Annotated in this window: 22 protein-coding genes; 10 read left to right on the forward strand and 12 right to left on the reverse strand. The window is 59.6% G+C overall.

Translation table 11 applies throughout. The annotated features are described in order from the left end of the window. Nucleotides 1-71 precede the first annotated feature (71 nt). The 3 genes from ACIOWA_RS15590 (at nucleotide 72) to ACIOWA_RS15600 (ending at nucleotide 3,591) form a co-directional block, all read left to right on the forward strand. Nucleotides 72-344: an HU family DNA-binding protein gene (locus ACIOWA_RS15590; protein ID WP_008077714.1), complete on the forward strand. Its 273-nt coding sequence runs from the start codon at nucleotides 72-74 to the stop codon at nucleotides 342-344. 228 nt (nucleotides 345-572) lie between these two features. Beyond that, the gene (locus tag ACIOWA_RS15595; protein WP_339431965.1) at nucleotides 573-2,429 is read left to right on the forward strand and encodes a SurA N-terminal domain-containing protein; all 1,857 of its coding nucleotides are present in this window, start codon (nucleotides 573-575) and stop codon (nucleotides 2,427-2,429) included. A gap of 301 nt (nucleotides 2,430-2,730) precedes the next feature. After that, nucleotides 2,731-3,591, forward strand: a complete 861-nt coding sequence (locus ACIOWA_RS15600; protein ID WP_401160584.1) for a DUF2242 domain-containing protein — start codon at nucleotides 2,731-2,733, stop codon at nucleotides 3,589-3,591. A 337-nt stretch (nucleotides 3,592-3,928) separates the two neighbouring features. Here the strand turns inward: ACIOWA_RS15600 and ACIOWA_RS15605 are convergent, their stop codons facing one another. Then, nucleotides 3,929-4,969 (reverse strand): AraC family transcriptional regulator, encoded by a 1,041-nt coding sequence (locus ACIOWA_RS15605; RefSeq protein WP_339466324.1) that lies wholly within the window; start codon nucleotides 4,967-4,969, stop codon nucleotides 3,929-3,931. A gap of 3 nt (nucleotides 4,970-4,972) precedes the next feature. Then, nucleotides 4,973-6,100, reverse strand: a complete 1,128-nt coding sequence (locus ACIOWA_RS15610) for a carbon-nitrogen hydrolase family protein (RefSeq protein ID WP_339431968.1) — start codon at nucleotides 6,098-6,100, stop codon at nucleotides 4,973-4,975. Between the two features lie 208 nt (nucleotides 6,101-6,308). Between ACIOWA_RS15610 and ACIOWA_RS15615 the strand changes: the two genes are divergently transcribed. Further along, nucleotides 6,309-8,348 carry an FAD-dependent oxidoreductase gene (locus tag ACIOWA_RS15615; RefSeq protein ID WP_401160586.1) on the forward strand — a complete coding sequence of 680 codons (2,040 nt, stop codon included), beginning with the start codon at nucleotides 6,309-6,311 and terminating at the stop codon, nucleotides 8,346-8,348. A gap of 79 nt (nucleotides 8,349-8,427) precedes the next feature. Continuing rightward, on the forward strand, nucleotides 8,428-9,354 hold the full coding sequence (locus ACIOWA_RS15620) for a 1-aminocyclopropane-1-carboxylate deaminase/D-cysteine desulfhydrase (RefSeq protein ID WP_401160588.1): 927 nt from the start codon (nucleotides 8,428-8,430) through the stop codon (nucleotides 9,352-9,354). A gap of 3 nt (nucleotides 9,355-9,357) precedes the next feature. Here ACIOWA_RS15620 and ACIOWA_RS15625 read toward each other — a convergent pair whose 3' ends face one another. From ACIOWA_RS15625 to ACIOWA_RS15635, 3 genes are all read right to left on the reverse strand, one after another. Continuing rightward, the gene (locus ACIOWA_RS15625; protein ID WP_339431971.1) at nucleotides 9,358-9,906 is read right to left on the reverse strand and encodes a cytochrome b; all 549 of its coding nucleotides are present in this window, start codon (nucleotides 9,904-9,906) and stop codon (nucleotides 9,358-9,360) included. 189 nt (nucleotides 9,907-10,095) lie between these two features. Beyond that, complete coding sequence (phnX, locus tag ACIOWA_RS15630; RefSeq protein ID WP_401160590.1) at nucleotides 10,096-10,923, reverse strand: phosphonoacetaldehyde hydrolase; 828 nt, start codon at nucleotides 10,921-10,923, stop codon at nucleotides 10,096-10,098. 79 nt (nucleotides 10,924-11,002) lie between these two features. Continuing rightward, on the reverse strand, nucleotides 11,003-12,112 hold the full coding sequence (locus ACIOWA_RS15635; protein ID WP_401160592.1) for a 2-aminoethylphosphonate--pyruvate transaminase: 1,110 nt from the start codon (nucleotides 12,110-12,112) through the stop codon (nucleotides 11,003-11,005). Nucleotides 12,113-12,224: 112 nt separating this feature from the next. On the opposite strand from ACIOWA_RS15635, the gene ACIOWA_RS15640 reads away from it, so the two are divergent. Further along, entirely contained in the window at nucleotides 12,225-13,085 is an 861-nt protein-coding gene (locus ACIOWA_RS15640) for a LysR substrate-binding domain-containing protein (protein WP_401160594.1), read from the forward strand. A 65-nt stretch (nucleotides 13,086-13,150) separates the two neighbouring features. Here ACIOWA_RS15640 and ACIOWA_RS15645 read toward each other — a convergent pair whose 3' ends face one another. Then, nucleotides 13,151-14,548 carry a type VI secretion system tip protein TssI/VgrG gene (locus ACIOWA_RS15645; protein WP_339493751.1) on the reverse strand — a complete coding sequence of 466 codons (1,398 nt, stop codon included), beginning with the start codon at nucleotides 14,546-14,548 and terminating at the stop codon, nucleotides 13,151-13,153. A gap of 221 nt (nucleotides 14,549-14,769) precedes the next feature. On the opposite strand from ACIOWA_RS15645, the gene ACIOWA_RS15650 reads away from it, so the two are divergent. Next, nucleotides 14,770-15,474, forward strand: coding sequence for a YebC/PmpR family DNA-binding transcriptional regulator (locus ACIOWA_RS15650; RefSeq protein WP_123529345.1), 705 nt, complete (start codon nucleotides 14,770-14,772; stop codon nucleotides 15,472-15,474). A gap of 58 nt (nucleotides 15,475-15,532) precedes the next feature. Here ACIOWA_RS15650 and ACIOWA_RS15655 read toward each other — a convergent pair whose 3' ends face one another. The 4 genes from ACIOWA_RS15655 to ACIOWA_RS15670 form a co-directional block, all read right to left on the reverse strand. Beyond that, nucleotides 15,533-16,846, reverse strand: a complete 1,314-nt coding sequence (locus ACIOWA_RS15655; RefSeq protein WP_401160596.1) for a protein kinase — start codon at nucleotides 16,844-16,846, stop codon at nucleotides 15,533-15,535. Nucleotides 16,847-16,961: 115 nt separating this feature from the next. Further along, on the reverse strand, nucleotides 16,962-18,092 hold the full coding sequence (gene zapE / locus ACIOWA_RS15660) for a cell division protein ZapE (RefSeq protein ID WP_339431977.1): 1,131 nt from the start codon (nucleotides 18,090-18,092) through the stop codon (nucleotides 16,962-16,964). 176 nt (nucleotides 18,093-18,268) lie between these two features. Continuing rightward, complete coding sequence (locus ACIOWA_RS15665; protein WP_339431978.1) at nucleotides 18,269-19,024, reverse strand: anti-sigma factor; 756 nt, start codon at nucleotides 19,022-19,024, stop codon at nucleotides 18,269-18,271. After that, nucleotides 19,021-19,527: a sigma-70 family RNA polymerase sigma factor gene (locus ACIOWA_RS15670; protein ID WP_339431979.1), complete on the reverse strand. Its 507-nt coding sequence runs from the start codon at nucleotides 19,525-19,527 to the stop codon at nucleotides 19,021-19,023. The genes ACIOWA_RS15665 and ACIOWA_RS15670 overlap by 4 nt, the downstream gene beginning before the upstream one ends. 157 nt (nucleotides 19,528-19,684) lie before the next feature. Between ACIOWA_RS15670 and ACIOWA_RS15675 the strand changes: the two genes are divergently transcribed. Both ACIOWA_RS15675 and ACIOWA_RS15680 read left to right on the forward strand, forming a co-directional pair. After that, nucleotides 19,685-20,779, forward strand: coding sequence for a catalase family peroxidase (locus ACIOWA_RS15675; RefSeq protein ID WP_339431980.1), 1,095 nt, complete (start codon nucleotides 19,685-19,687; stop codon nucleotides 20,777-20,779). After that, complete coding sequence (locus tag ACIOWA_RS15680) at nucleotides 20,776-21,321, forward strand: cytochrome b/b6 domain-containing protein (RefSeq protein ID WP_339466316.1); 546 nt, start codon at nucleotides 20,776-20,778, stop codon at nucleotides 21,319-21,321. The genes ACIOWA_RS15675 and ACIOWA_RS15680 overlap by 4 nt, the downstream gene beginning before the upstream one ends. A gap of 79 nt (nucleotides 21,322-21,400) precedes the next feature. Here the strand turns inward: ACIOWA_RS15680 and ACIOWA_RS15685 are convergent, their stop codons facing one another. Further along, complete coding sequence (locus ACIOWA_RS15685; protein WP_339431982.1) at nucleotides 21,401-22,552, reverse strand: M14-type cytosolic carboxypeptidase; 1,152 nt, start codon at nucleotides 22,550-22,552, stop codon at nucleotides 21,401-21,403. A 97-nt stretch (nucleotides 22,553-22,649) separates the two neighbouring features. On the opposite strand from ACIOWA_RS15685, the gene ACIOWA_RS15690 reads away from it, so the two are divergent. Beyond that, on the forward strand, nucleotides 22,650-22,814 hold the full coding sequence (locus tag ACIOWA_RS15690) for a hypothetical protein (protein ID WP_401160600.1): 165 nt from the start codon (nucleotides 22,650-22,652) through the stop codon (nucleotides 22,812-22,814). A 217-nt stretch (nucleotides 22,815-23,031) separates the two neighbouring features. On the opposite strand, the gene ACIOWA_RS15695 is transcribed toward ACIOWA_RS15690, so the two are convergent. After that, complete coding sequence (locus ACIOWA_RS15695) at nucleotides 23,032-23,370, reverse strand: DUF6124 family protein (RefSeq protein ID WP_339431984.1); 339 nt, start codon at nucleotides 23,368-23,370, stop codon at nucleotides 23,032-23,034. Nucleotides 23,371-23,466: the final 96 nt, after the last annotated feature.

A 23,466-nucleotide genomic window follows, 5' to 3' on the forward strand; every position in this document is an offset into this window, starting at 1 on the left:
CATTCAGCACACGTTTTTGCTTTCACCAAAAAACTTAGAATCATCTCAAAATAGATATAAGGGGACTTAGAGTGAACAAGTCGGAACTGATTGATGCTATCGCTGCATCCGCTGATATCCCGAAAGCTGCTGCTGGCCGTGCGCTGGACGCAGTAATCGAATCCGTCACTGGCGCTCTCAAGGCTGGCGACTCCGTTGTTCTGGTTGGTTTCGGTACGTTCTCCGTGACTGATCGTCCGGCTCGCGTTGGTCGTAACCCACAGACCGGCAAGACGCTGCAGATCGCAGCGGCCAAAAAACCAGGTTTCAAAGCCGGTAAAGCACTGAAAGAAGCTGTTAACTAAGTTTTCAGGTTTTTACCTATCCGGGTCGGGGTCATGCCTGACCTGGCAGCGGAGCGGTAGAGCAGGTCGCTGAAACAGCTACCTGTAACGCCGGGATCGAGGGTTCGAGCCCTGTCCGCTCCGCCAGTTACGAGAAGGCGCATCCTCGGATGCGCCTTTCTTCTATCCGGATTCTACCCACGCTCCACGGTTGCCTAATTTTGAAGTTCAACCGTTTCTGGGGGACGCATGCTGCAGAATATCAGGGACAATTCACAAGGCTGGATTGCCAAGACCATTATCGGAGTCATCGTTGCACTGATGGCTCTGACCGGTTTCGACGCCATTTTCAAGGCCACGACGCACTCTAACGAGGCGGCCAAGGTCAATGGTGAGGAAATCAGCCAGAACGAGCTGAGCCAGGCCGTTGACATGCAACGCCGTCAGCTGATGCAACAGTTGGGCAAGGATTTCGATGCTTCCTTGCTCGACGAAAAAATGCTGCGCGAGTCGGCTCTCAAGGGCCTGATTGATCGCAAGCTGCTGCTGCAAGGTGCCGAACAATCGAAATTCGCTTTCTCCGAAGCTGCTCTGGACCAAGTGATCCTGCAAACGCCTGAATTTCAGGTGGACGGCAAGTTCAGCTCTGATCGTTTCGACCAGGTGATCCGTTCGCTGGGTTACAGCCGTATGCAGTTCCGCCAGATGCTGGCTCAGGAAATGCTGATCGGCCAACTGCGGGCCGGTGTCGCTGGCAGCGGTTTCGTCACCGACGCTGAAGTGCTGGCATTCGCCCGTCTGGAGAAACAGACTCGCGATTTCGCCACCCTGAACGTCAAGACCGATCCGGCTGCGATCAAGCTGACCGACGATGAGGTCAAGGCTTACTACGACGAACACGCCAAGGAATTCATGACCCCGGATCAGGTGGTCATCGATTACCTTGAGTTGAAGAAGTCTTCCTTCTTCGATCAGGTCGCCGTCAAGGACGAAGACCTGCAAGCGGCGTATCAAAAAGACATCGCCAACCTGTCGGAACAACGTCGTGCGGCGCACATTCTGATCGAAGTGAACGACAAGACCACCGAAGCGCAGGCCAAGGCGAAGATCGAAGACATCCAGGCGCGTCTGGCCAAGGGCGAGAAGTTCGAAGCGCTGGCCAAAGAGTTCTCGCAGGATCCGGGTTCGGCCAACAATGGCGGTGACCTGGGTTATGCCGGTCCCGGCGTTTACGATCCGGCTTTCGAGAAGGCCCTGTACGCCTTGTCCAAGGATCAGGTTTCCGGGCCGGTTCGCACCGACTTCGGTTTCCACCTGATCAAGTTGCTGGGCGTGGAAGCACCTCAAGTGCCGACCTTTGCAAGCCTGAAGGACAAGCTGACCCGCCAGTTGAAAGAGGCGCAAGTCGAGCAGCGTTTTGTCGAGGCGACCAAGCAACTGGAAGACACCGCGTTCGAGGCATCTGACCTGGCTCAGCCGGCGGCGGATCTGAAGCTGACTGTGCACACCTCCAAGCCGTTTGGCCGTGAGGGTGGTGAAGGTATTACGGCCAACCGTGCCGTGGTCACCGCCGCGTTCAGCACTGAAGTGATCGATGAAGGCGCCAACAGCACTGCCATCGAGCTGGATCCTGAAACCGTGGTCGTGCTGCGCGCCAAGGAGCACCTCAAGCCTGCGCAGCTGCCTTTGGAAAGCGTGAGCGCGGCCATTCGCACACAACTGACCAAAGAGCACGCCAGTGCAGCTGCCAAAACCAAGGCCGAGAAGCTGATTGCTGATCTGCGCGATGGCAAGGCGGTTGATGGGCAGAGCTGGAAAACCACCGAAGCGGCCACCCGTGCTCAGGAAGGTATTGATCCTGCTGTGCTGCAAGCGTTGTTCCGCATGCCGAAGCCGGTTGCCAAGGACAAGCCTACGTACAGCAGCGTGACCCTGCCGGACGGTAGCCTGATGATCGTTCGGCTGAACGGCGTCAACGAAGCGGCTGCACCGACTGATGAAGAGAAGGCTCAATACCGTCGCTTCCTCGCGTCTCGTGAAGGTCAGCAGGACTTCGCGGCGTATCGCAAGCAGTTGGAAGCCCAGGCAGAGATCAAGCGTTATTGATGTCTGACTGAGCGGCAAGACAAGAGCCCCGGCCTGACAGCCGGGGTTTTTTGTGGGTGCGCTTTTGTTGGCAGTTCAGGCGACATAGCCGTTTCAGAGGCTCATTTATTGACCTTCTCCATGCAGTTTTCCTCACCGCCACCGCGAGATCGCGGATGTTTATCGATGATTTATCGCTGCGACTTTTTCCCGCAGATGAAGGTCGATAGCGTTGTAACTGTTTTAAGACACTAATCCATACGCCGTCGGGCTGCGATCTGTTGCACAATACGCCCCGGACTGTTTTCCCTCAGGATGTTCAATGTTGATTTCCACTCCCCTGCGTGTTGTCGGATTGGCGCTGTTGTTGACCGCTGTTGCTGGCTGTTCGAAGGACAAGCCGATTTATGAGCATGAGAGCTTCGACGATTCCGGCACGTTTTCGCGTAACTATCCGGTAAGCGACATCGGCAGTTGCGAAGCGGCTCGCCGTGCGTTGCTCAGTCAGGGCTACATCATTACCAGCAGTGACCCGAAACTGGTCAGCGGCCACAAGAGCTTCCAGCAGACCGGTGAAACTCACCTGGAGATCAGTTTCAACGTGGTCTGCGCCGAAGATGGCAGTGGCAAGCATCATGCGACGGTGTTCGCCAACGCCCTGCAAGATCGCTACGCACTGAAGAAGACCAACAACTCCGCCAGTCTGGGTGTTGGTGTGCTGGGCTCGGTGTCCATGCCGATCGGCTCTTCGGACGATTCGATGGTCAAGGTTGCCAGCGAGACGGTGACCGCTCAAAAGTTCTACGAGCGTTTCTTTACCCTGGTAGAACAGTTCCTGCCGGCAGAAACGAAAAAAGCCGCGCATATCGAAGAAAAGCCAAAGACGGATCTGGGCATGCCTGAGCCTAAAGCAGCTCCTGCCGCAGAACCTGCTCCTGTGCCTGCCGCTGAGCCCGTTCCAGCACCAACACCCGCCCCAGCGGCTGCCGCGTCGGCGCCACTTGAAACCACTCCGCTGAGTTCAGAGCCGGTTGTACCACCCGCCGAGTCAACTCCGATTGCCCCCGCGCCGAGCGCTGAACCGGTGGCGCCAGCCACGCAGACCATCACGCCACCTGCCAACCCGACGGACATCCCGCCGCCGTCCGAGCCAATTCCGGCGATGCCAGCCTCCGGCCAATAATTCGCCTACCGAATCTCTGTGGGAGCGGGGTCGCTCGCGAATGCGGTGTGTCAGTCGACATTTGCATCGACTGACACAACCTCTTCGTGAGCAGGCCCGCTTTTGATTTTTGGGCTGTCAAAAAAACTGCGATAAATTCCTGACCACCTGCTACGTTTTATTCATGAAGGCGCTGTTTCATTTTTCCTTCACACGGGCGCGCTATGCTCGGGACACCATCGAATAGAGCAGTAGGGGGATGACACAATGGATGACTATCAAGAAGAACTGCTCGAGTTCCAGGCCTATGAACTGGATCAGCCCGAGCCGGCCGAAGACGCCACCGAGCTGTAAGGTTTCAAGCTGTTTTGCGATGACTGCGGCGAAATTCGCCCGGGGTTTGTCCGCTCAAGCGTTTGAACGCTCGCTGAAATGCTTCGGCTGAGGCAAAGCCCAGCAGGTAGGCGATTTCGCCGAACGCCAGTTCGGTGTCGCGGATGTAGGTCATCGCCAGATCACGGCGAGTGTCATTGAGGATCGCGCGAAACTGCGTGCCTTCTTCGGCCAGTTTGCGCCGCAATGTCCAGGTAGGCAGCTTCAGGCGTGCCGCCACTTCTTCCAGGTCCGGTTCCCGGCCTCCACTGAGCAAAGGCCCGAGCAATTGCGTGATGCGTTCGCGCAGGCTGCGAGTGCGGGTCAGTTGTTCCAGTTCTCGTTCACACAGTTGCAGCAGGTGCCGCCAGGTGCTCGGGCAGTGCTGAGGGTTGCGCAGGGCGAGGCTGCTCAGGTTCAGGCGCAATTGATTGCGCTCGGCGCCGAACTGGATTGGGCAATCGCCCAGCACGCGGTAGGCGTCGTGGTAATCCGGCGTGTCGAATTCGATTTCGATGCGCTCGGTCTTGAGCACTTCGCCGCCGACACTGGATAGCTGATGCAACCAGCCGGCGATGATTGAATCCACCACAAAGCGGTTATAGGCGTTGTACGGACTGATCGAATAGAAACGCAGCCACGCGCCGTTGGCGTCTTCGTGGAAACTCGACTGGCCGCGGTAATTGGAGCCGTACAACGGTTCAAAACGGATCAGACATCGAGCTGCTTCGCGCACCGTGGGGGCCTGCGACGCGGTGACACCGGCCAGTCCTGCCTGGCTCAGGCGACTGAGCTGGCCCATGCGCAAGCCCAGCGCCGGATCTTGCGTCAATTGAATCGCGCTGTAACCCAAACGCATATAACGCGGGATCGAAAGCCGTGCGCCGGCCTCGGCCAATCGCGCTGCATCCAGACCGTACTGCTCCAATATCGGCAGTGGGTCGGCGCCATGACTGCGCACGGCGTCGGCGAGGCTATGGACAAAGCCTACCGACAGATCCCCGAGGCGCATCGGCAGCGGCTTCATGGCTTACAACCAGATATTGAGCAGACATGCACCGCGGGCATCGCCTGCGGCAAACTGCTGACCGTTGCTGCTGAGGAAGCTCTGACCCGAACTCGCTTTGTCCCAGAATTGCCCGCGCAGGAATACGCTCATCCCGGCAATCGCCCGGCTGCCGGGCGGCTGCGTGGTCAGGGTCAGGCGATGCCAGGCTTGGCCTTCGCTGACGTCACCGGGTTTGAGGCTGACTGAACTCGGTGTACTCGAACCCTTATAGCCGCGCCACGGCTGATCCCAGGCACCCTGTCCGAGCACCTGCGCCGGCACCGCCACCAGTTGCGCGCTTTGTTCATCGAGTTGGCGGTAGTTGTCCGGATACCAACTGTCGCGGCCGATCAGCACGCCGAGACGTCCGGCCGGGGTGTCGACGACGTTGATCGTCCGTTCACTGGCCTGGATGACGTCATGCTGGTCAAAGACCGGATGCATCTGGCGTTGCGGCTGGCCGAGGGGCACACCGTCGCGGCCAAAGACCACGCTGCTGTTGTAGAGCGCGCCGCTGCCGGGTTTGAGTTGGCCGTCGCGGATGGTTGGCTCAGGCAGCACGATGGAACCAGCCACCAGGGTCACATGAAACTCTTTGGCCAGCCCCCCGAACAGCGTCTGGTAATCCTTGGCCATGGCGCGTGATTTCATGCGCAGGTGAGCGTCGTCGAGACGGTCGCTACCCTTGGCGCTGAGCCAGGCCCGGGCGAACAGCAGCGGATTGCTCGCTGCCAGCCAGTTCATCGCTTCTGCAAGAGTCGGTGCCTGATACAACTCGTCTTTCTCGCCGCTGATCATCAGCCAGGTGCCGACATGTTCGGGCAGCACCACCACGGTCTTGTCATTCAACAAGCCCTGATCCTGCGCTTGCTGCAAATAAGCCGCGAGCTTGCGGTGCAGACGCTCGGGGTTCTGATAGTCGGTAGGAAACAGCTCTGGCTGGATACCCAGCAAATTGCCACGGTCGGCAGGCGTGCCCTGATCGACCGCCAGTTTGATGCGCAAGTCCGACAGGTAATGCCCCGCAGGCCGGTCTGCCGCCCACATGGCATAGGTGGTGAGAACGGCCACGATGGCCATGGAAAAAAACAGGTACAAAAGTTTGCGCATGAAAACCAACAGCAGCCGGGTACAGGGTGTGGCGACTAGGGTAGGGCCCATGGGCGTACTTGCCAAGGGGCGCTGTGCATTTGGATCAATAAGTTGTCAGTTACGGTCATTGAGTGACAGCGATGCGACTCTTAGTCTGTCGAGTATGACTGACGGGGGACAAAGAACTCCCGCAACTTTTCCGTGATTGCTCGTTGTGGAGTTACCGATGACCGCCGCTCATTACCCGCACCTGTTGGCCCCGCTGGACCTGGGATTCACCACGCTGCGCAATCGCACCCTGATGGGTTCGATGCACACGGGCCTTGAAGAGAAACCGGGTGGTTTCGAGCGCATGGCAGCGTATTTCGCGGAACGTGCTCGTGGTGGCGTCGGCCTGATGGTCACCGGCGGTATCGGCCCGAACGACGAGGGCGGCGTTTACTCCGGCGCAGCCAAGCTGACCACCGAAGAAGAAGCGCTCAAGCACCGCATCGTGACCCGCGCAGTGCACGAGGCGGGCGGCAAGATCTGCATGCAGATCCTTCACGCCGGTCGTTATGCCTACAGCCCGAAACAGGTGGCGCCGAGTGCGATTCAGGCTCCGATCAACCCGTTCAAGCCCAAAGAACTGGACGAGGAAGGCATCGAGAAGCAGATCAGCGATTTCGTCACCTGTTCGGTACTGGCGCAGTCGGCCGAGTATGACGGCATTGAGATCATGGGATCGGAAGGTTATTTCATTAACCAGTTCCTCGCCGCACACACCAACCACCGCACCGACCGCTGGGGTGGCAGCTACGAAAACCGTATGCGCCTGCCGGTGGAAATCGTTCGCCGCGTGCGTGAAGCGGTCGGCCCGAACTTCATCATCATCTTCCGTCTGTCGATGCTCGACCTGGTCGAGGGCGGCAGTACCTGGGATGAAATCGTGACCCTGGCCAAAGCCATCGAGCAGGCGGGTGCGACCATCATCAACACCGGCATCGGTTGGCACGAAGCGCGGATCCCGACCATCGCCACCAAAGTGCCGCGTGCCGCATTCAGCAAGGTCACGGCCAAGCTGCGTGGGGCGGTAAGCATTCCGCTGATCACCACCAACCGCATCAACACCCCGGAAATCGCCGAGCAGATTCTTGCTGAAGGCGATGCCGACATGGTCTCGATGGCGCGTCCATTCCTCGCCGATCCGGACTTCGTCAACAAAGCGGCCGAAGGTCGCGCCGATGAGATCAACACCTGCATCGGTTGCAACCAGGCCTGTCTGGATCATACGTTTGGCGGCAAGCTCACCAGTTGTCTGGTCAACCCGCGTGCCTGCCACGAAACCGAACTTAATTACCTGCCGGTGCAGCAGATCAAGAAAATCGCCGTGGTCGGCGCCGGGCCTGCCGGGTTGTCCGCCGCCACCGTGGCGGCTGAGCGCGGCCATCAGGTGACCCTGTTCGATTCGGCCAGCGAGATCGGTGGCCAGTTCAACATCGCCAAACGCGTGCCGGGCAAGGAAGAGTTTTTCGAGACCTTGCGTTACTTCAAACGCAAGTTGCAGACCACCCATGTCGAGGTGTGTCTGAACACCCGCGTCGATGTGGCAAAACTGGTGGACGGCGGTTACGACGAAATCATCCTCGCCACCGGTATTGCGCCGCGCGTGCCGGCGATTCCGGGGGTGGATAACGCCAAGGTGCTGAGTTATCTGGATGTGATCCTTGAGCGCAAACCGGTCGGCAAGCGTGTGGCGGTGATCGGCGCGGGCGGGATCGGTTTCGACGTCTCGGAATTCCTTGTGCATGAAGGCGTGGCCACCAGCCTCGATCGAGCCGCGTTCTGGAAAGAATGGGGCATCGACACGCACCTTGAAGCCCGAGGTGGCGTGGCCGGCATCAAGGCGGCTCCGCACGCGCCGGCCCGCGAAGTGTTCCTGCTGCAACGCAAGAAAACCAAGGTGGGCGATGGTCTGGGCAAGACCACTGGCTGGATTCACCGCACCGGTTTGAAGAACAAGCAGGTGCAGATGCTCAACAGCGTCGACTACCTGAGCATCGATGACGAAGGTCTGCACATCCGCATCGGCGAAACCGGCGAGCCGCAAGTGCTGGCAGTGGACAACATTGTCATCTGCGCGGGACAGGACCCGCTGCGTGAGTTGCACGATGGCTTGGTGGCAGCAGGCCAGAATGTGCACCTGATCGGCGGCGCCGATGTGGCGGCGGAGCTGGATGCCAAACGCGCGATCAATCAGGGTTCGCGCCTCGCCGCCGAACTCTAAGCAGGGCAAATTCCCCGCCCCCACTGGGGAAGTGTCTCTGGCTGCTAAGATGGCGGTTCTTGTTCTGGAACCGCCATTAATGCTTTTGCCTTCCAACGAATGGCTTGCTCAAGCCCCCCTCGAACGCCTCCAACTGGACTGGCTCAGTGCCGCGAATGTGGAAGTGGCGATCCTGCGTCTCGATCAGATCGATCCGCTGATCAGCGGCAACAAGTGGTTCAAACTCGTCGAACACCTGAACGCTGCTGACCGTGCTGGTGCGCAAGGCATCATCAGCCTCGGTGGGGCACATTCCAATCATCTGCACGCGTTGGCGGCGGCGGGCAAGCGTCTGGGCTTCAAAACGGTCGGGCTGTTGCGTGGCCATGCCCAGGAAACGCCCACTTTGAAGGATCTGCAAGCGTTCGGCATGCACTTGCACTGGCTGGGTTACGGCGGTTATCGGGCGCGGCACGAACCGGGATTCTGGCTGCCGTGGCAGGCGCAATATCCCACGCTGCATGCGGTGCCGGAGGGTGGCGGTGGATTAAGCGGCGCCCTCGGTTGCGTCGCGCTCAAAGCGCAGGCCAATGCACAACTGAGCCATTTGGGCTGGAGTGATTTCCACGGCTGGTGGTTGGCTTGCGGCACAGGAACGACGTTGGCGGGACTGGTGCTGGCAGAGGCGGGCGAACGTCCGGTATACGGCGCATTGGCCGTGCCCGGCGACCACGGCGTGGCACCACACGTCGAAGCGATCATTCGCGAGGCCGGGTTGTGCATGGCGCACTATGAACTGCTGGACGCCAGCCGTGGCGGTTTTGCCAAGGTTGACCCGCCCTTGCTGGGGTTCATCGAACAGACCGAACAGGTCAGCGGTGTGCCGTTGGAACCCGTGTACACCGGCAAGGCGTTGCTGGCGCTCAGGCAGCAGGTCGAAGCGGGCAGGTTCGCCAGCGGCACGCGACTGATTTTCGTGCATACCGGAGGTTTGCAGGGGCAGCGCGGATTTGCGGCCGCGCCGTGAGGTTCAATCGCGTTTGGGCATCATCCGCACCAGTGTGTTATCGCGCACTACGTAGTGGTGATAGATCCCCGCCAGCGCATGCAGCCCGATCAACCAGTAGCCAATCGTGGCGATGAGTACGTGCCAATATTCCACCTGTTTGGCGAGTGCCTTGTCCTCATTCACCAGCATCGGCAGATCAAAACCATAGAACATCACTTGATGCCCCTCGGCGCTGGTGATCAACCAACCGAGAATCGGCATGCTGATCATGAACAGGTACAACGCCCAGTGCATCAGCCGCGCCAGCACGGTTTGCCATGCCGGCGAGGCCGGGAAGATTTTCGGTGCCGGGCCGACGCTGCGGGCGAGCAGGCGAAACCACACCAGCACGAACACCGTCAGGCCGAGCATGTAGTGGGCCTCTTTGATCAGCGTGCGACCGCCGCTGCCTTTGGGAAAGATGCCGCGAAATTCCATGCTGGCGTATACCAGTACCAACAACACCAGCATCAGCCAGTGCAGCAAGACTGAGACGGTGCTGTAACGAGATTCGGAACTGGTCCACGGCATACGGTGTTTCCTCACAGATCAGGGGGCAAACGCACCGTTCTTGTATGACGGCATGTCTTAACTGTAATCCGCTTTGGCGGATTTGCCTGTTGCTGATCGGCGTTTCAATGCGCTGGGTCAGGAAGTGTCCAAAAAAACACGCCAGTGTCGCGACAGACACTGGCGTTTTCGTTTACAGCAGGCGATGGATCAGCTCGACTGCGGCATTTCACCCTGGGCCAGACGCTTGTTGATGTCGGCAATCACCTCGGGCAGGTCTGTAATGGTGTCGATCATGTAGTGCGGGCGCGAACCTTCGAACAGTGCGTGGATGCGCTTTCGCTCGCTGGCCAGTTCATCGCTGCCCAGTGCGCGGAACCCCTCGTAGTCCAGGCCCAGTGCATTACCGGAGCAGATCAGCGCCACCGTCCACATCCCGGCACGCCGACCTTCGAGAATGCCCGGCACAGTGTCATCGATCTTCACACAAGCGCCGACGTCGTCGATGCCCAGCGCGATCACGTTGGCCAGTGCCTGGGCCGGCCATGGGCGGCCATTCGGCACTTCGTCGGTGGCGACGACGTGGTCGGCGACGTAGCCGTTGGTGGCGGCCAGTTCGACGACTTTGTCCATCACCTGCTTCGGGTAACCGGAGCAGGAGCCGATCTTGATCCCTTGTTCGCGCAGATTGGCAATGGTATCCAGAGCGCCCGGGATCAGTGCCGAGTGTTCGGCGATCTTCTCGATCTGCAGCGGCATGAAACGGTTATAGATTGCGGTGACATCGTCGTCGGTCGGCGTGCGACCGAATACTTGGCGATAGCGCTCGGCGACCTGCGGCTGATCGCACAGAGTGCGGATGTGATCCCACTTGCCCATGCCCATCGGGCCACGGGCTTCTTCGATGGAGACCTGAACGTCGAACTCGGCGAAGGCTTCGACGAAGATCTGGGTCGGCGCGAAAGAACCGAAGTCGACCACGGTGCCGGCCCAGTCGAGGATGGCGGCTTGCAGCTTGTCTGGATTTACATAGTTCATGGCAGTCAATTCCTGAGTTGGCAATGCGGTTCTTTGTGGGAGGGGAGCAAGACCCCTCCCACAGGGATTTGGGGGGGAATCAGATGTCGAGGACTTCCATCTCGCGCAACACTTCACCGACTGCTGCGACGGCCTGGCGCATGTCGTCAGGGCTGACGTGGCCGATGCAGCCGACGCGGAAGGTTTCAACCTGGGTCAGTTTGCCGGGGTAGAGGATGTAGCCCTTGGCCTTGACGCGCTCGTAGAAGTCCTTGAACTGATAACGCGGATTGGTCGGCGCATGGAACGTGGCGATGATCGGTGCCTGAATCGCTGCCGGCAGAAAACTGCGTAAACCCAGCATGCCCATCTCTTCCATCAGTACCTGGCAGTTGGCCGCGTAGCGCGCATGCCGTGCCGGCAAGCCACCTTCTTCGTTGTATTGCAGCAGGGCTTCGTGCAGCGCCGCGACCACATGGGTGGGCGGGGTGAAGCGCCACTGGCCGGTCTTCTGCATATAGGTGTGCTGGTCGTACAGGTCCATCGCCAGCGAATGCGACTGACCGGCGCAAGCGGCCAGCGACTCTTTGCGAGCGAAGACAAAACCCATCCCCGGTACGCCTTCCAGGCATTTGCCGGACGCGGCGATCAGCGCGTCGAACGGCACTTGTTGTGCATCCACCGCCAGCGCGCCGAAAGAGCTCATGGCGTCGATGATCAGGCGTTTTCCGTGTTGGGCGATAACCTCGGCAATCTCTGGCAGCGGATTGAGCATCCCGGTGCTGGTCTCGCAGTGGATCAGCGCGACGTGGGTGATGGCGCTGTCGGCACGCAGCAGGCGGTCAACGTCGGCGGCCGTGGTCGGTTTGTCTTCAGCGGTTTCGAAGGTACTGAACGAGCGGCCGAGCACCTCGCAGATTTTCGCCAGACGCTGGCCATAGGCACCGTTGATCAGCACCAGCACTTTGCCGTCACGCGGTACCAGCGTACCGATGGCCGCTTCGACGGCAAATGTCCCGCTGCCTTGCAACGGCACGCAGTGATGGGTGGCTGCGCCGTTGAGGATCGCCAGCAGTTGTTCGCAAAGGCTGGCGGTCAGTTGATTGAAACGGTCATCCCATGACCCCCAGTCGATCATCATCGCCTGGCGGGTGCGGGCCGAAGTGGTCAACGGGCCGGGAGTCAGCAGGATGGGTTCGGCGATACTCATTCGTATGTCCTTGGATAGCGCTGTGGGGTGAAGCTACGGGGCATACGTTGCAATTCGCCGTTGCATCAATCAAATTGTTTGTTGTTATGCCAGCTATCAGTGAGGGTTATTCATGAACCTGTTTCAGCTACGCGCCTTCGACGCCGTAGCCCGGGAGGGCAGCTTCACCCGCGCCGCCTTGCGTTTGTTCATCAGCCAGCCAGCGGTCACCGGGCACATCAAGGCGTTGGAGGAGCACTACCAGATCACCCTCTTGCGGCGTACCGCGCGGCGCGTGGAATTGACTGAGGAGGGCACCAAACTGGCGGCGATCACCCGGGCGATGTTTGGTCTCGCCGAAGAAGCGCAGGCGATGCTGGAGGCCAATCGGCAACTGCTGACCGGGCGCCTGGAGGTGGCGGCAGATGGGCCGCACATGGTCATGCCGATGTTGGCGAGTCTGCGGGCGCGGTATCCGGGGATTACGGTGAATTTACGCTTGGGCAATGCGCATGAAACGCTGGCAGCGCTGTTATCGGAACACGCAGATGTCGCCGTGTTGACCGAAGTCGAACCGCGCAAAGGCTTGCATCTGCAAGCGTTGAGCGAGTCGCGGATCTGCGCTTTGGTGCCAGTGGGCCATCCTTGGGCGACGCGGGCCGGGGAGGTGAAGCTCAAAGAACTGGATCAGGTAATCATGGTCTTGCGGGAGCCGAGTTCGATTACCCGGCGCACGTTTGATCAGGCTTGCGCGCAGGCGTCGATTCAGCCACGGGTCTTGCTGGAACTGGACAGCCGCGAAGCGGTGACCGAAGCGGTTGCCGCAGAACTGGGGGTTGGCGTGGTGTCTTCGGTGGAGGTCAGCCACGACCCTCGGGTGGTGGCGATTCCGATTGCCGGCGAAGGGCTGGGAAACCGGCACATGATCGGCTGCATGGAGCGGCGACGGGAGTTGCGTTTGATTCAGGCGTTTTTTGCATTGGCGCCGGCCTGACAGTTTCGCTTCAGGCCCCCAGCAGGAACTGTCGCAGGCTGCGAAAACGCCAGCAGGGAGGACTGTCATGGCGCGGTGCTGTTGAGCAGCCAATCCAGTAGAAGGCTACTGTCAGGCATCGGCACTGTCTCGCGTGGCGGTGGACTGCGTCTGCTGTCGAGGCACAGGATCGGTCGGTCCGGATCGCTGTCGAGGAAGCTCACCCAGACTTCACTGCCTGCAGACGGGAGTTCATTCGCTGCCAGTCGTCTGTTGGCCCGGGTCATGGCGATGGGCAGCCACAGCGCGTCGGTTTCAGTGGTGTTCGGGGGTTGCGCAGGCCAGAGAATAACGGCGACGCGCCCCTGCTCATCAAGTTGCGCGGGTTGCCCCGACGCGCCAAGTATCTGCGCCAGATGAAAGCCTGCGACGCTGGGACGCGGTTCTTTGAGGGGCGGGCGATAGTCGGTTGACCAGGGCTGGGCGGTGAAGTCGTTGTAATAACGGTGCTGGGTCGGGGTGGGGTCAAGAATCGATGGATGTTGCCCGTGATGGCGTATGGCAGTGATCCGCCATTGGTCGTTGAAGGTGCTGATCGGGTGCTCGGTCACTTGCAACAAGTGCCCACTGAGCAAACCGACGCAGTCGCTGCGGCCATTGATCGAGCGATGCTGGCAACGTTGTCGCTCCAGATGGCGGCGACTGCGTTGTTCGGCATGACGTTGTTCAAGCGACAACGTGGGCTGCGGTGCGATAGGCGAAGTCTGATTGGCTGCAGCCTCGCTGACAGCCTGTTGCCCACGATTGCGCAAGGCGTGGAGCGTCGCAATGGGCGCGGCGTGATGATGCTGGTACAGCGCACTGACGCAGGGCGAGGCTGTTTGTTCGTCGACATTGAACGGCACCAGAACGGGGGCTTGCGGTAGGCTCAGGCTGTCATCGGCGAACACGACAACGTGACCGTCCACCCGGTGTTCGAAGTGATAGTGAATGCCTTCCTCTTCGCAAAGCCTGTGCAGCAGCGCCAGATCGCTTTCCTCGAACTGGATGCAGAACGGCCGCGTCGGGTACTGGCCCACGGTCATTTCAATTCGGTAACTATTGCTCGGCAGGGCATTTTCAACGAGTAATTGCTGAAGAATCTGCGGCACGCTCAGTTGTATAAACACACGCCGTTTAATCGTTCGCGACAGTCTTTGCAGGTGTGGCACCAAGACAAGTCGATAGCCAATCCGATGCGTGCCACGGTGTTCGCAAGTGGCACTGTGGATCATGCCGTGGATCCCGTGATGGTCGTTCAGGCGCAGAAATGCCGGTTGCTGCAGCAGCGTACCCGGGGGCACGGCGGGTGCCAGACCGATCAGGTCAATGTCGAAACGGTAGGGCTGGTTGAGCGCTTCCTCGCCTTGAAAGCGCAACACTGGCAGGCATAAGCCGCTGTCGGTCAGGGTGAGGGTGAACGGACTTTCCTTGTCATTGAGCATTCGAACAGGCTCTGTCAGGCAATACGGGCCTCAGAGGGTACGAAACCACAGCGTTGAATGGTTATGTCAAAGGGGTTTTTCAGAATCGCCCTACAAGGTCTGGTGAATAAGTCGATTCCACATTGGATTTTTTTGGTCGATTGCCGAGTTTAGGCCGTATAAACTTGGCGCCACGCGTCGGCCAATAGATGTCTCGGCGCCACAGATCAAGAGAGTGAGTAATGGGCGCACAGTGGAAGGTTAAACACAAAGAAGCGGCAGCCAACGCCAAGGGCAAAATCTTCGGCAAACTGGTGAAAGAAATCACCATCGCTGCCCGCAACGGTGCCGATACCGCCACCAACGCACACCTGCGTCTGGTGGTCGAACAGGCCAAGAAAGCCTCGATGCCGAAAGAAACCCTGGATCGCGCAATCAAGAAAGGCGCGGGCCTGCTAGGCGAAACCGTGCAATACCATCGCGTGACCTACGAAGGCTTCGCGCCGCACCAGGTACCGCTGATCGTCGAGTGCGTGACCGACAACATCAACCGCACCGTCGCGGAAATCCGTGTGGCGTTCCGCAAGGGTCAACTGGGTGCTTCCGGCTCCGTTGCCTGGGATTTCAACCATGTGGGCATGATCGAAGCCTCGCCGGACACCCCGGACGCCGATCCGGAAATGGCCGCCATCGAAGCCGGTGCCCAGGATTTTGAACCGGGTGAAGACGGCGCAACCCTGTTCCTGACCGATCCGACCGACCTCGACTCCGTGCAGAAAGCCCTGCCGGAGCAAGGCTTTACCGTGCTGTCGGCCAAGCTTGGCTACCAGCCGAAGAACCCCGTCAGCGGTTTGAGCGATGAGCAAATGGCTGAGGTTGAAGCGTTCCTGGAAGGCCTCGACAACCATGACGACGTACAGGACATGTTTGTCGGTCTGGCGGGCTGATTGGTTTTACCGGTAACGCCGTCAATGGCGGGCAAGCCCGCGATTGACCGCGTTGCGGTCACTGCTTGTCCAGTACCGCACTCACTTCACTGAACCCCGGCCGCCCCAGCACATCGGCCTGACAGCAGCGCCGCTGCAAATCCTCCAGCACCCCACGCCGCTCATCACTCAACCCCGAGTCGATCCGCGCCAGCAACTCCCCGAGCAAAACCCCGAACGCTCGCACTTCGATGCGTTGCAGTGATCGTGTCTCCAGATTGTCCGTGGTGGCATGGAAGGACGCCGCGCCGAAATCTCCCAGCAGACAATCGCCCTCGTCGTTCAACAGAATGTTGTGCCCGTAGAGGTCGCCGTGGGTGATGCCCTGTTGATGCAGATGTTCGGCCGCCGACGCGATGCCCTTGGCAATTCTTAGCGCAACGTCGGCCGTGAAGCGGCAATCTTCGGCGTAAACGTCCCGTGAGCAGGACGCCAGGCTCGGCAATGCCGCCAGATTGCGAAAGCTCGGATCAATCAATTGCATCACCAGCCCTTGCTGGCCTTCGGGATGGCCATCGATACGACCTTCAACCCGGATCAGATTCGGGTGCAGCCCGGCCGTGATGCAGGCGTTCATTTCATGCAGCGGCGAGCCATCGCTGGTCATTTCACCTTTGTACAACTTCACGGCGACCGGCTTCAGTGAGCCCTCGGCTTGCTGCCAAGTCGCCCGGCAAATCACCCCCGAAGCGCCTTCGCCCAGTTGCTGCTCCAGGCGCAGCGTTGACCAGTCAATCCGTGGTGTGGCTTGGAGGGCGGCGGCGTCGGCTTCGGTTTCCAGTGGATTACCGGCATAGGCCAGCCACGTCAGGCTCGGCAACGCCAGCAGAAAGGGTGGCAATTGGCTCAGGCGGTTGGCGGCGATGCGGATCAGCTCCAGCCGATGGCAGTTACCCAGAGAAGCGGGTAGCGATTGCAGGCGATTGCCCGCCAGCATGAGTTTTTGCAGGTCAGGACGTTCGCCCAGTTCGCTCGGCAGGGTTTCGATGCAGTTGTCGGTCAGGATCAGCCAGCGCAGCCGCGTTGGCAGGGCGGCACCCGGCACATCGACGATGCGGTTGGCTTTAAAACCGATCATCGTCAACGCGGCGCATTGGCCGAGGCAGGCGGGCAACTCGGTGAACTGATTGTCGGAGCAGAACAGTACGCGCATTCGAGTCAGCCGATGCAAATCATCCGGCAGACTGCTCAAGGCGTTGCCGCTGAGGTTGAGCACCTCGAGGGTATCGGCCAGATCAAAGATCTGCCGCGGGAACTCGGTCAGCCCGCAGGACAGATCCAGCCGCGTGATGCCCGACAATTCGCCGGCGCGCAATTGAGCAAGGGTATGCATAAAGGTCTTCGCCATAGAGGAGTCGCAAGGAATGGGCGACATGATAACGGCAGATTCAACACTGTCGAATTCTTCCTCTGCACTGCGATCCTCTGTGGGGCGCGATCTTTGTCTGTCAGGTAAGGAGGCGCACTTCCTGTAACTGCCCCAACCGGCTCCGCGTGCGGGCCAGGTCAATGGCATTGCCGCCCAGACGCTCAAACAGCGGCAGTTGACCGAGCAGGGTCAAGCATTTGTCCTGATCGTAGAGCACGTCGATCAGATTGATGAAACGCTGTTGCGCGGCGATCGAGCATTCAGCCAGTGCCGGTAAATCATCAATGACCCAGTGGTCGAAACGCCGGCAAAGCTCCAGATAATCCATCACCGCCGTCGGCTGTTCGCACAGGTCCTTGAAGGTAAAACCGACCCGCCGACCTTCACACAGCCGTGCCTGAATTTGCCGCGTGCCGACCGCTAGGGCAAGCGCTGGAGCATCGTGTGGTGGCAGGTTCAGAACGTGGCGCTGAGCAGGCGTGGCCGGCCACACGTAGTGACCTTGCGTGAACAATTGATGCGCCTGGTTGCGCGCCTGGCTTCGGTAATCGTGCGGCCCGCCGACTTCCATGACCTGCATGCGTGAGTTGATCAGTTCGATGACGGGTTTGAAGCGAGCGTGATAGAGCGGGTTGGGCAGCAAGCCCTCAGGCGGATAGTTCGAGGTCACCAGGAGCACGATCGCGCGCTGGAACAACGCCTTGAACAACCGGTTGATCAGCATCGCGTCACCGATGTCATGCACATGAAACTCGTCGAAACACAGCACCCGGCAGTCTTGCAGCAGATCATCGAGCGTGAGGGCGAGGGCATCGTCCTGTTCACGATGACGGAACATGCCTTGATGCAATTGCGCAAAGAACTCATGGAAATGCAGGCGTCGTTTTTGCTTGATCGGCAGCGCCTGGAAAAAGCCATCCAGCAGCCAGCTCTTGCCGCGTCCAACGGCGCCGTACAGATACAGACTCGGTGGGGTAGGGGCTTTTGCGCCGAACAGCAGACTGGCCTGCTGCGCCAGACAATCGATGACGCGCTGCTGGCTGTGGCTGAGGGTGTAACCCTGGCTGTGGGCCTTGTGCCGGAAGTAGTCGCGGATCGACTGGGCGCTGGCGTCATGGCCAGCACTGGCAGGCAGGCGTTTGCCGAACCAGCGGCGTAACGCTGGCCAGCGCTGGATCAATCGCGTTCGTTTTGGCGGTCGGGCGGGCACTTTGTGGTGACTCCGTGTTCGTCAAACCGGCTCCCCGGAGCGCGGCGGCGTAGTGTAACCACACGCAGAGCACGCCTTCTACTGCAGCCGGTCGAGAGTAGGCGTTCATTGAACACAAATGTGCGTCAGGGCCCGCTGTATGGGTCGTGTCCGTACCCACAGGGTTATGTCGCGTTTCACAATGGCAGGGACTGCTTGAGCAGTGGGGCGACCGGCGTATCAACCGGGCTGACCATCGCATAGTTATACCCGTGCCCGGACCAGTATTCGGCCTGCAGATCCCCGTCGCTGCGGCTGCCACGCGGCAGAAAGGTATTTTTCGGTCCCGGCGGTCGCACATAAAAGCTGACTTTGTGCCCACCCCCATCCTCATACATCACCATCGCCGCCGGGCCTTCGTCGGTGCTGAGCAACCGTCCGCTGACCGGTTCGAACCCGGCAGCCTTGAGATCCGGCAAGCGACTCGCCTGCGTGAAATAACGGTCGAGCCAGCGCTGCATGTCGCCGTTACTGTCGACCTTGTAATCGGCCGGGAGCATTCCCTGCTGGGCAATCAAGCGATAGGCCTGCAAGGCGTCGGTCATCGGTAATACCGAGGTGCGCACGAGGGTCATTTCCCGCGCTTGCCAACCACTGAAACCACCCACACTGACGGCGATCAGCAACACGGCGGCGCTGGCCAGGTGTCGACGTGACTGACGTATGCGGCGCTGGCGAATCGTTGCCGGGTCAAGCGCCGGATTGGCCGGCCGCTGCAACGCGCCCCCCAGTGCTGCACGTAATTGCTGGGCGTCGCGTTGCCAGGCGCGAACCTGCGCGGCTTGGTCTGGGTGATTCGCCAGCCAGGTGTCCAGCACACGCCGGTCGGCGTCGCTGAGTTGGTGGTCGACGTAGGCGTGCAGGTCATGCTCGCTGGGAGGCAGGCTGATCATTTGAGTATCCGCAAAGAAGGGCTGCTGATTTCGCCGTCGCTGAGTTGGCGCAAGGCTTGGCGGGCGCGGGAAAGGCGCGACATCACGGTGCCGATCGGGGCGCCAAGGATCTCGGCGACCTCCTTGTAGGAAAGGCCTTCAACCGAGACCATCAGCAGTAGCGCGCGCTGTTCGGTGGGCAATCTATCAAAGGCTTGCAGTGTCGACCGGGCGATGACGGTGCGCTCCGCCGAAGGTTCGGCATCGTCGCGCCCGGTGAAAAATTCGAGCATCCGCGCATAGCGTCGGGAACGGCGATGAGCATCGAGAAATTGTCGGTAGAGGATCGCAAACAGCCAGGCGCGCAGATCACCGTCGACGCGTTTGCCGCCCCAACTCGACAAGGCCCGCTCCAGGCTTGCCTGCACCAGATCGTCGGCGCTGCTGCTATTGCGCGTCAACGACACAGCAAAACGCCGCAATCCGGGAATGATTTCTCTCAATTGCTCGTCGAATTCGCTCATGAAATTCTGCTGGTCACTACGCTGTGGACTAGGGAGACGTCCACCGTCGAAGGTTATTCCACGTTCGGAAAAATAAATACCGGACTGTGGAATAAATCCCGACGGGGTGCGTCTTGCTGACTCTTCCTACTTGTGGCCGATGGTCCCGGAGTTATTCATGGTTGATCGCACTTCACCCTCAGGCGGGCCGCAGCGCCCGCCACTGAGTGCCGCGAGCGTGGTACTGCGTCTGGGCGGCATTGCCGCGGTAGTCGCCGCAGTGGCCGGGGCGTTTGCCTATGTTCACGGCACCTTTGACCCACAACGTCTGACGCCCAAGGCGCTGGTCGATGTGCTGGAGAAAAACAACGGCGTGCATCCCGGATTCCGCCGCAATCATGCCAAAGGTGTGTGTGTGATCGGGCATTTCGAGAGCAGTGGCGAGGCACGGGTGTTCTCGGCTGCGCAAGTGTTCAACGAACCGCGCACCCCGGTGGTGGGGCGTTTTGCGTTGCCGGCGGGTAATCCCTATGCCCCGGACAGCAGCGTGCCGATTCGCAGTCTGGCGCTGCGCTTCACCCAGGCCAATGGTCAGCAGTGGCGCACCGGGATGAACAGCATGCCGGTGTTCCCGGTGGGCACGCCTGAGGCGTTCTATCAGTTGCTGCAGGCGCAGTCGCCGGATCCGGCCACAGGCAAACCTGACCCAGGCAAGGTGCCGGCGTTCTTCGCCGCGCACCCGGAAACTGTGCCGTTTCTGACCTGGGTGAAGACCGCCAAGCCATCGGCCAGTTACGCCACCGAAACCTATAACAGTGTCAATGCGTTCTATCTGGTGGACGCCAGCGGGAAGCGGCAAGCCGTGCGCTGGAGCATGACGCCATTGGCTAAAGACGCGGCGGGTGACAGCGCACCTGAGGGCGCTGACTTTCTGGAAAAGGATCTGGTGCAACGGCTTGCCGCTGCGCCGCTGCGTTTTCAGTTGAATATCACGTTGGCTAACGCCGGTGACCCGGTGAACGACGCCAGCAAGGCCTGGCCCGAAGGCCGCAAGGTTGTGAACGCCGGCACCCTGGTGCTGGAAAAGACTCAGCCGCAACTGAGCGGTGAGTGCCGCGACATCAATTACGACCCGTTGGTGTTGCCGGCCGGGATTCAAGGCTCCGACGACCCGTTGCTCGCGGCCCGTTCCGCCGGTTACGCCAATTCCTATCGGCGTCGCACCCGCGAAGTCAGCCAGTTGCCCGCCGCCAAACAGGAGGCTCGTCCATGAGCGCTCAACCGACTCATTTCGCGCTGTTGGCGCGACTGCTGCATTGGCTGATGGCGCTGATGATCATCGCGATGCTGTTTATTGGCGCCGGCATGGTCACCTCGGTCTCCGAACGGCATGAATGGCTGATCCACCTGCACAAGCCCTTGGGCATCGCGATTCTGTTGCTGGTGATCGTGCGTCTGCTGGTACGTTTCTCCACACGCCAGCCGCCGCTGCCGGTGGATCTGCCGGGCTGGCAGGTGATGGCTGCGAAGGCCTCGCATCTGTTGCTTTATGCGTTGATGCTGGTGCTGCCGCTGCTCGGTTGGGCGATGATCAGCGCCTCGGGCGAGCCGGTGATGCTCAGTGCATCGCTGCAGTTGCCGTCGATTGTCCCGGCCGATGCGCAGTTGTTTGCGTTGCTGCGCAGCGCTCATGGTTATCTGGCTTATCTGCTGTTTCTGACGGTGCTGGTGCACTTGGCGGCGGCGCTGTTCCATGGCTGGGTGCGCCGTGACGACGTGCTGGACAGCATGTTGCGCGGTCGCAATCGCGGTTAGCTGACCGCAATGGCGCATTGTGACGATGCGCCATTTTTCGGGACAGCCTCCGTTCCTTTGACCAGGCAAGGGGAGGGGATCAGCGCAGTGTGTCGACCATGTCGGCAATGGTCGTCAGCACGTCTTTGCCTAATTGACTGGAGCGTTTGCCCGACCAGCCGGTTTGCGCGTTCGGCGCGTCGTCGTGATCCTTGAACGGCATTTCCAGGGTCAGTGACAGGCAATCGTACTTCTGGCCAACGCTGTTGCACGCCAGGGTCATGTTGGCTTGGCCCGGTTCGTCACGGGTGTAGCCGTATTTGGTCTGGAAGTCTTTGGTGGTGTGTTTCAGATGGCTGCGAAAATGTTCTTCGAGTTTCTCCAGCCGCGGCGTATACCCCGGATTACCTTCGCAGCCGGCGGTGAAGACATGAGGGATTTCCTCATCGCCGTGTACGTCGAGAAACAGATCGACGCCGTATTTTTCCATCTGCTGCTGCACGAAAAGGACTTCAGGGCTGATTTCCTGGCTGGCGCTTTGCCAGGCACGGTTCAAGTCTTGCCCCATGGCGTTGGTGCGCAGATGGCCATGGAAGGCGCCGTCCGGGTTCATGTTGGGCACCAGGTACAGATCGGCACTGGCGAGCAGTTTATTCAGCACCGGATCGTCGTGTCTTTCCAGGCGTTCGATCACCCCTTCCATGAACCACTCGGCCATGTGCTCGCCCGGGTGTTGCTGGGCGATGATCCAGATTTTGCGCTGACCTTGCGCGCCGCTGCCTTTGCGCAGTAACTGAATATCGCGGCCCTCGACACTTTTACCTGTCGCCAGCAACTCGGCGCCGGCCTTGGTCAGCGCTTGTTCGATCAGCCAGTCGTGACGGCCGCGGCTATAGGGTTCGAAATAGGCGAACCAGGCGTGAGTCTGGGTGGCTTCCAGGCAGAAACGCAGGCAGTCGCCTTCGAAAATGGTGGGTACGCGGAACCAGTTGACGTGATCGTAGGAGGCTACGGCCTGATAACCATCCCAGGCTTTGTTGTACGAAGATTGACTGGCGTTGTTGAGGCGAAACCAGTGTTCCTGACCGACGTGAAGACCGCTGGCCTTGAAGTGGAACCACTGAAAGTGGGCGCTTCGGGTGTCCGGGCGGATGGCCAGAACCGGATTGAGCGGATTGCTGATGTCGATGACTTGAATATTGCCGCTATCGAAGTTGGCACTGATGTCGAACGAAGATTTGGCCACGGTCATAATCGATTCCTGAATATGATTTTTATGGTGGCTACTTTACACGCAAGACAGAGATGAAACCGAGGGGAAATGCGGGGTCGTGGCGGGGGCGTCCTCCATGACGCTCATGCAGCTTAGAGGCTATGCGATTGATTCTCAAGCGCTAATTGCTATTAGTTTTCCCCAATGTGGCTGGGCTTCGCTTGCCAAGCGATATTCTTTTGATACTATCGGCGTCATTGAATTTGCAGCACTTAAAGACTTCATTAGCCTGAAGCCATAAGCCCGAAAAACGGGTAAAAAAAGACCCGGCAAAAAGCCGGGTCAAAAACCGTGATTAGCCTGATGAGGAGATAGTCCAGAAGACCGACCTAAGGTCTCTGGTCCATCGACTGATCTCGCGACCAGTTGCTTGCAATAATAATCATTATCATTTGCAAGTCAAATGTTTTTATCTGTGCGATTGGAAAACTCTTTCCCGCACGATCGTCCCCCGTTCCTCAGACTTCATCGCCATCGAGCGAGTGGTCAACCATCGCCCGCGCCATATCCACCATATGAACCACTGAAAACGCCAGGTCGCGATTCGCGCCTTGCAGGTTTTCCGCAGCCTTGAAAGCAGTGGCGGCCGCGCAGCGCAACAGATCGGAGGCGTGCACCAAGGCTTCTTCGCCACTGAGATGCTGTTTGACATCGAAAAAACGCTCATCGACCTCGGGTTCTGACACAGCTGGTTTCAAGTAATAATCCAAGGCTCGCTGCGCCGCGGCGTTGCCTTGTGGTGAAGTAAACGTGGTGTCCATCTGCAGATCGGGCAAGTCTTTGCTGCTGATATTCATGATGAAAGGCCGCTCCTTGTTCGATTGAAAATCCGTGCCTTCAGAATAGTACGATACGTAGTTGTGACCACATTTTTAATACTACAATATGTGTTT

Origin of the sequence: Pseudomonas sp. NPDC087614 (assembly GCF_044743485.1) — a bacterium.
Classification (GTDB): Bacteria; Pseudomonadota; Gammaproteobacteria; order Pseudomonadales; family Pseudomonadaceae; genus Aquipseudomonas; species Aquipseudomonas baetica_A.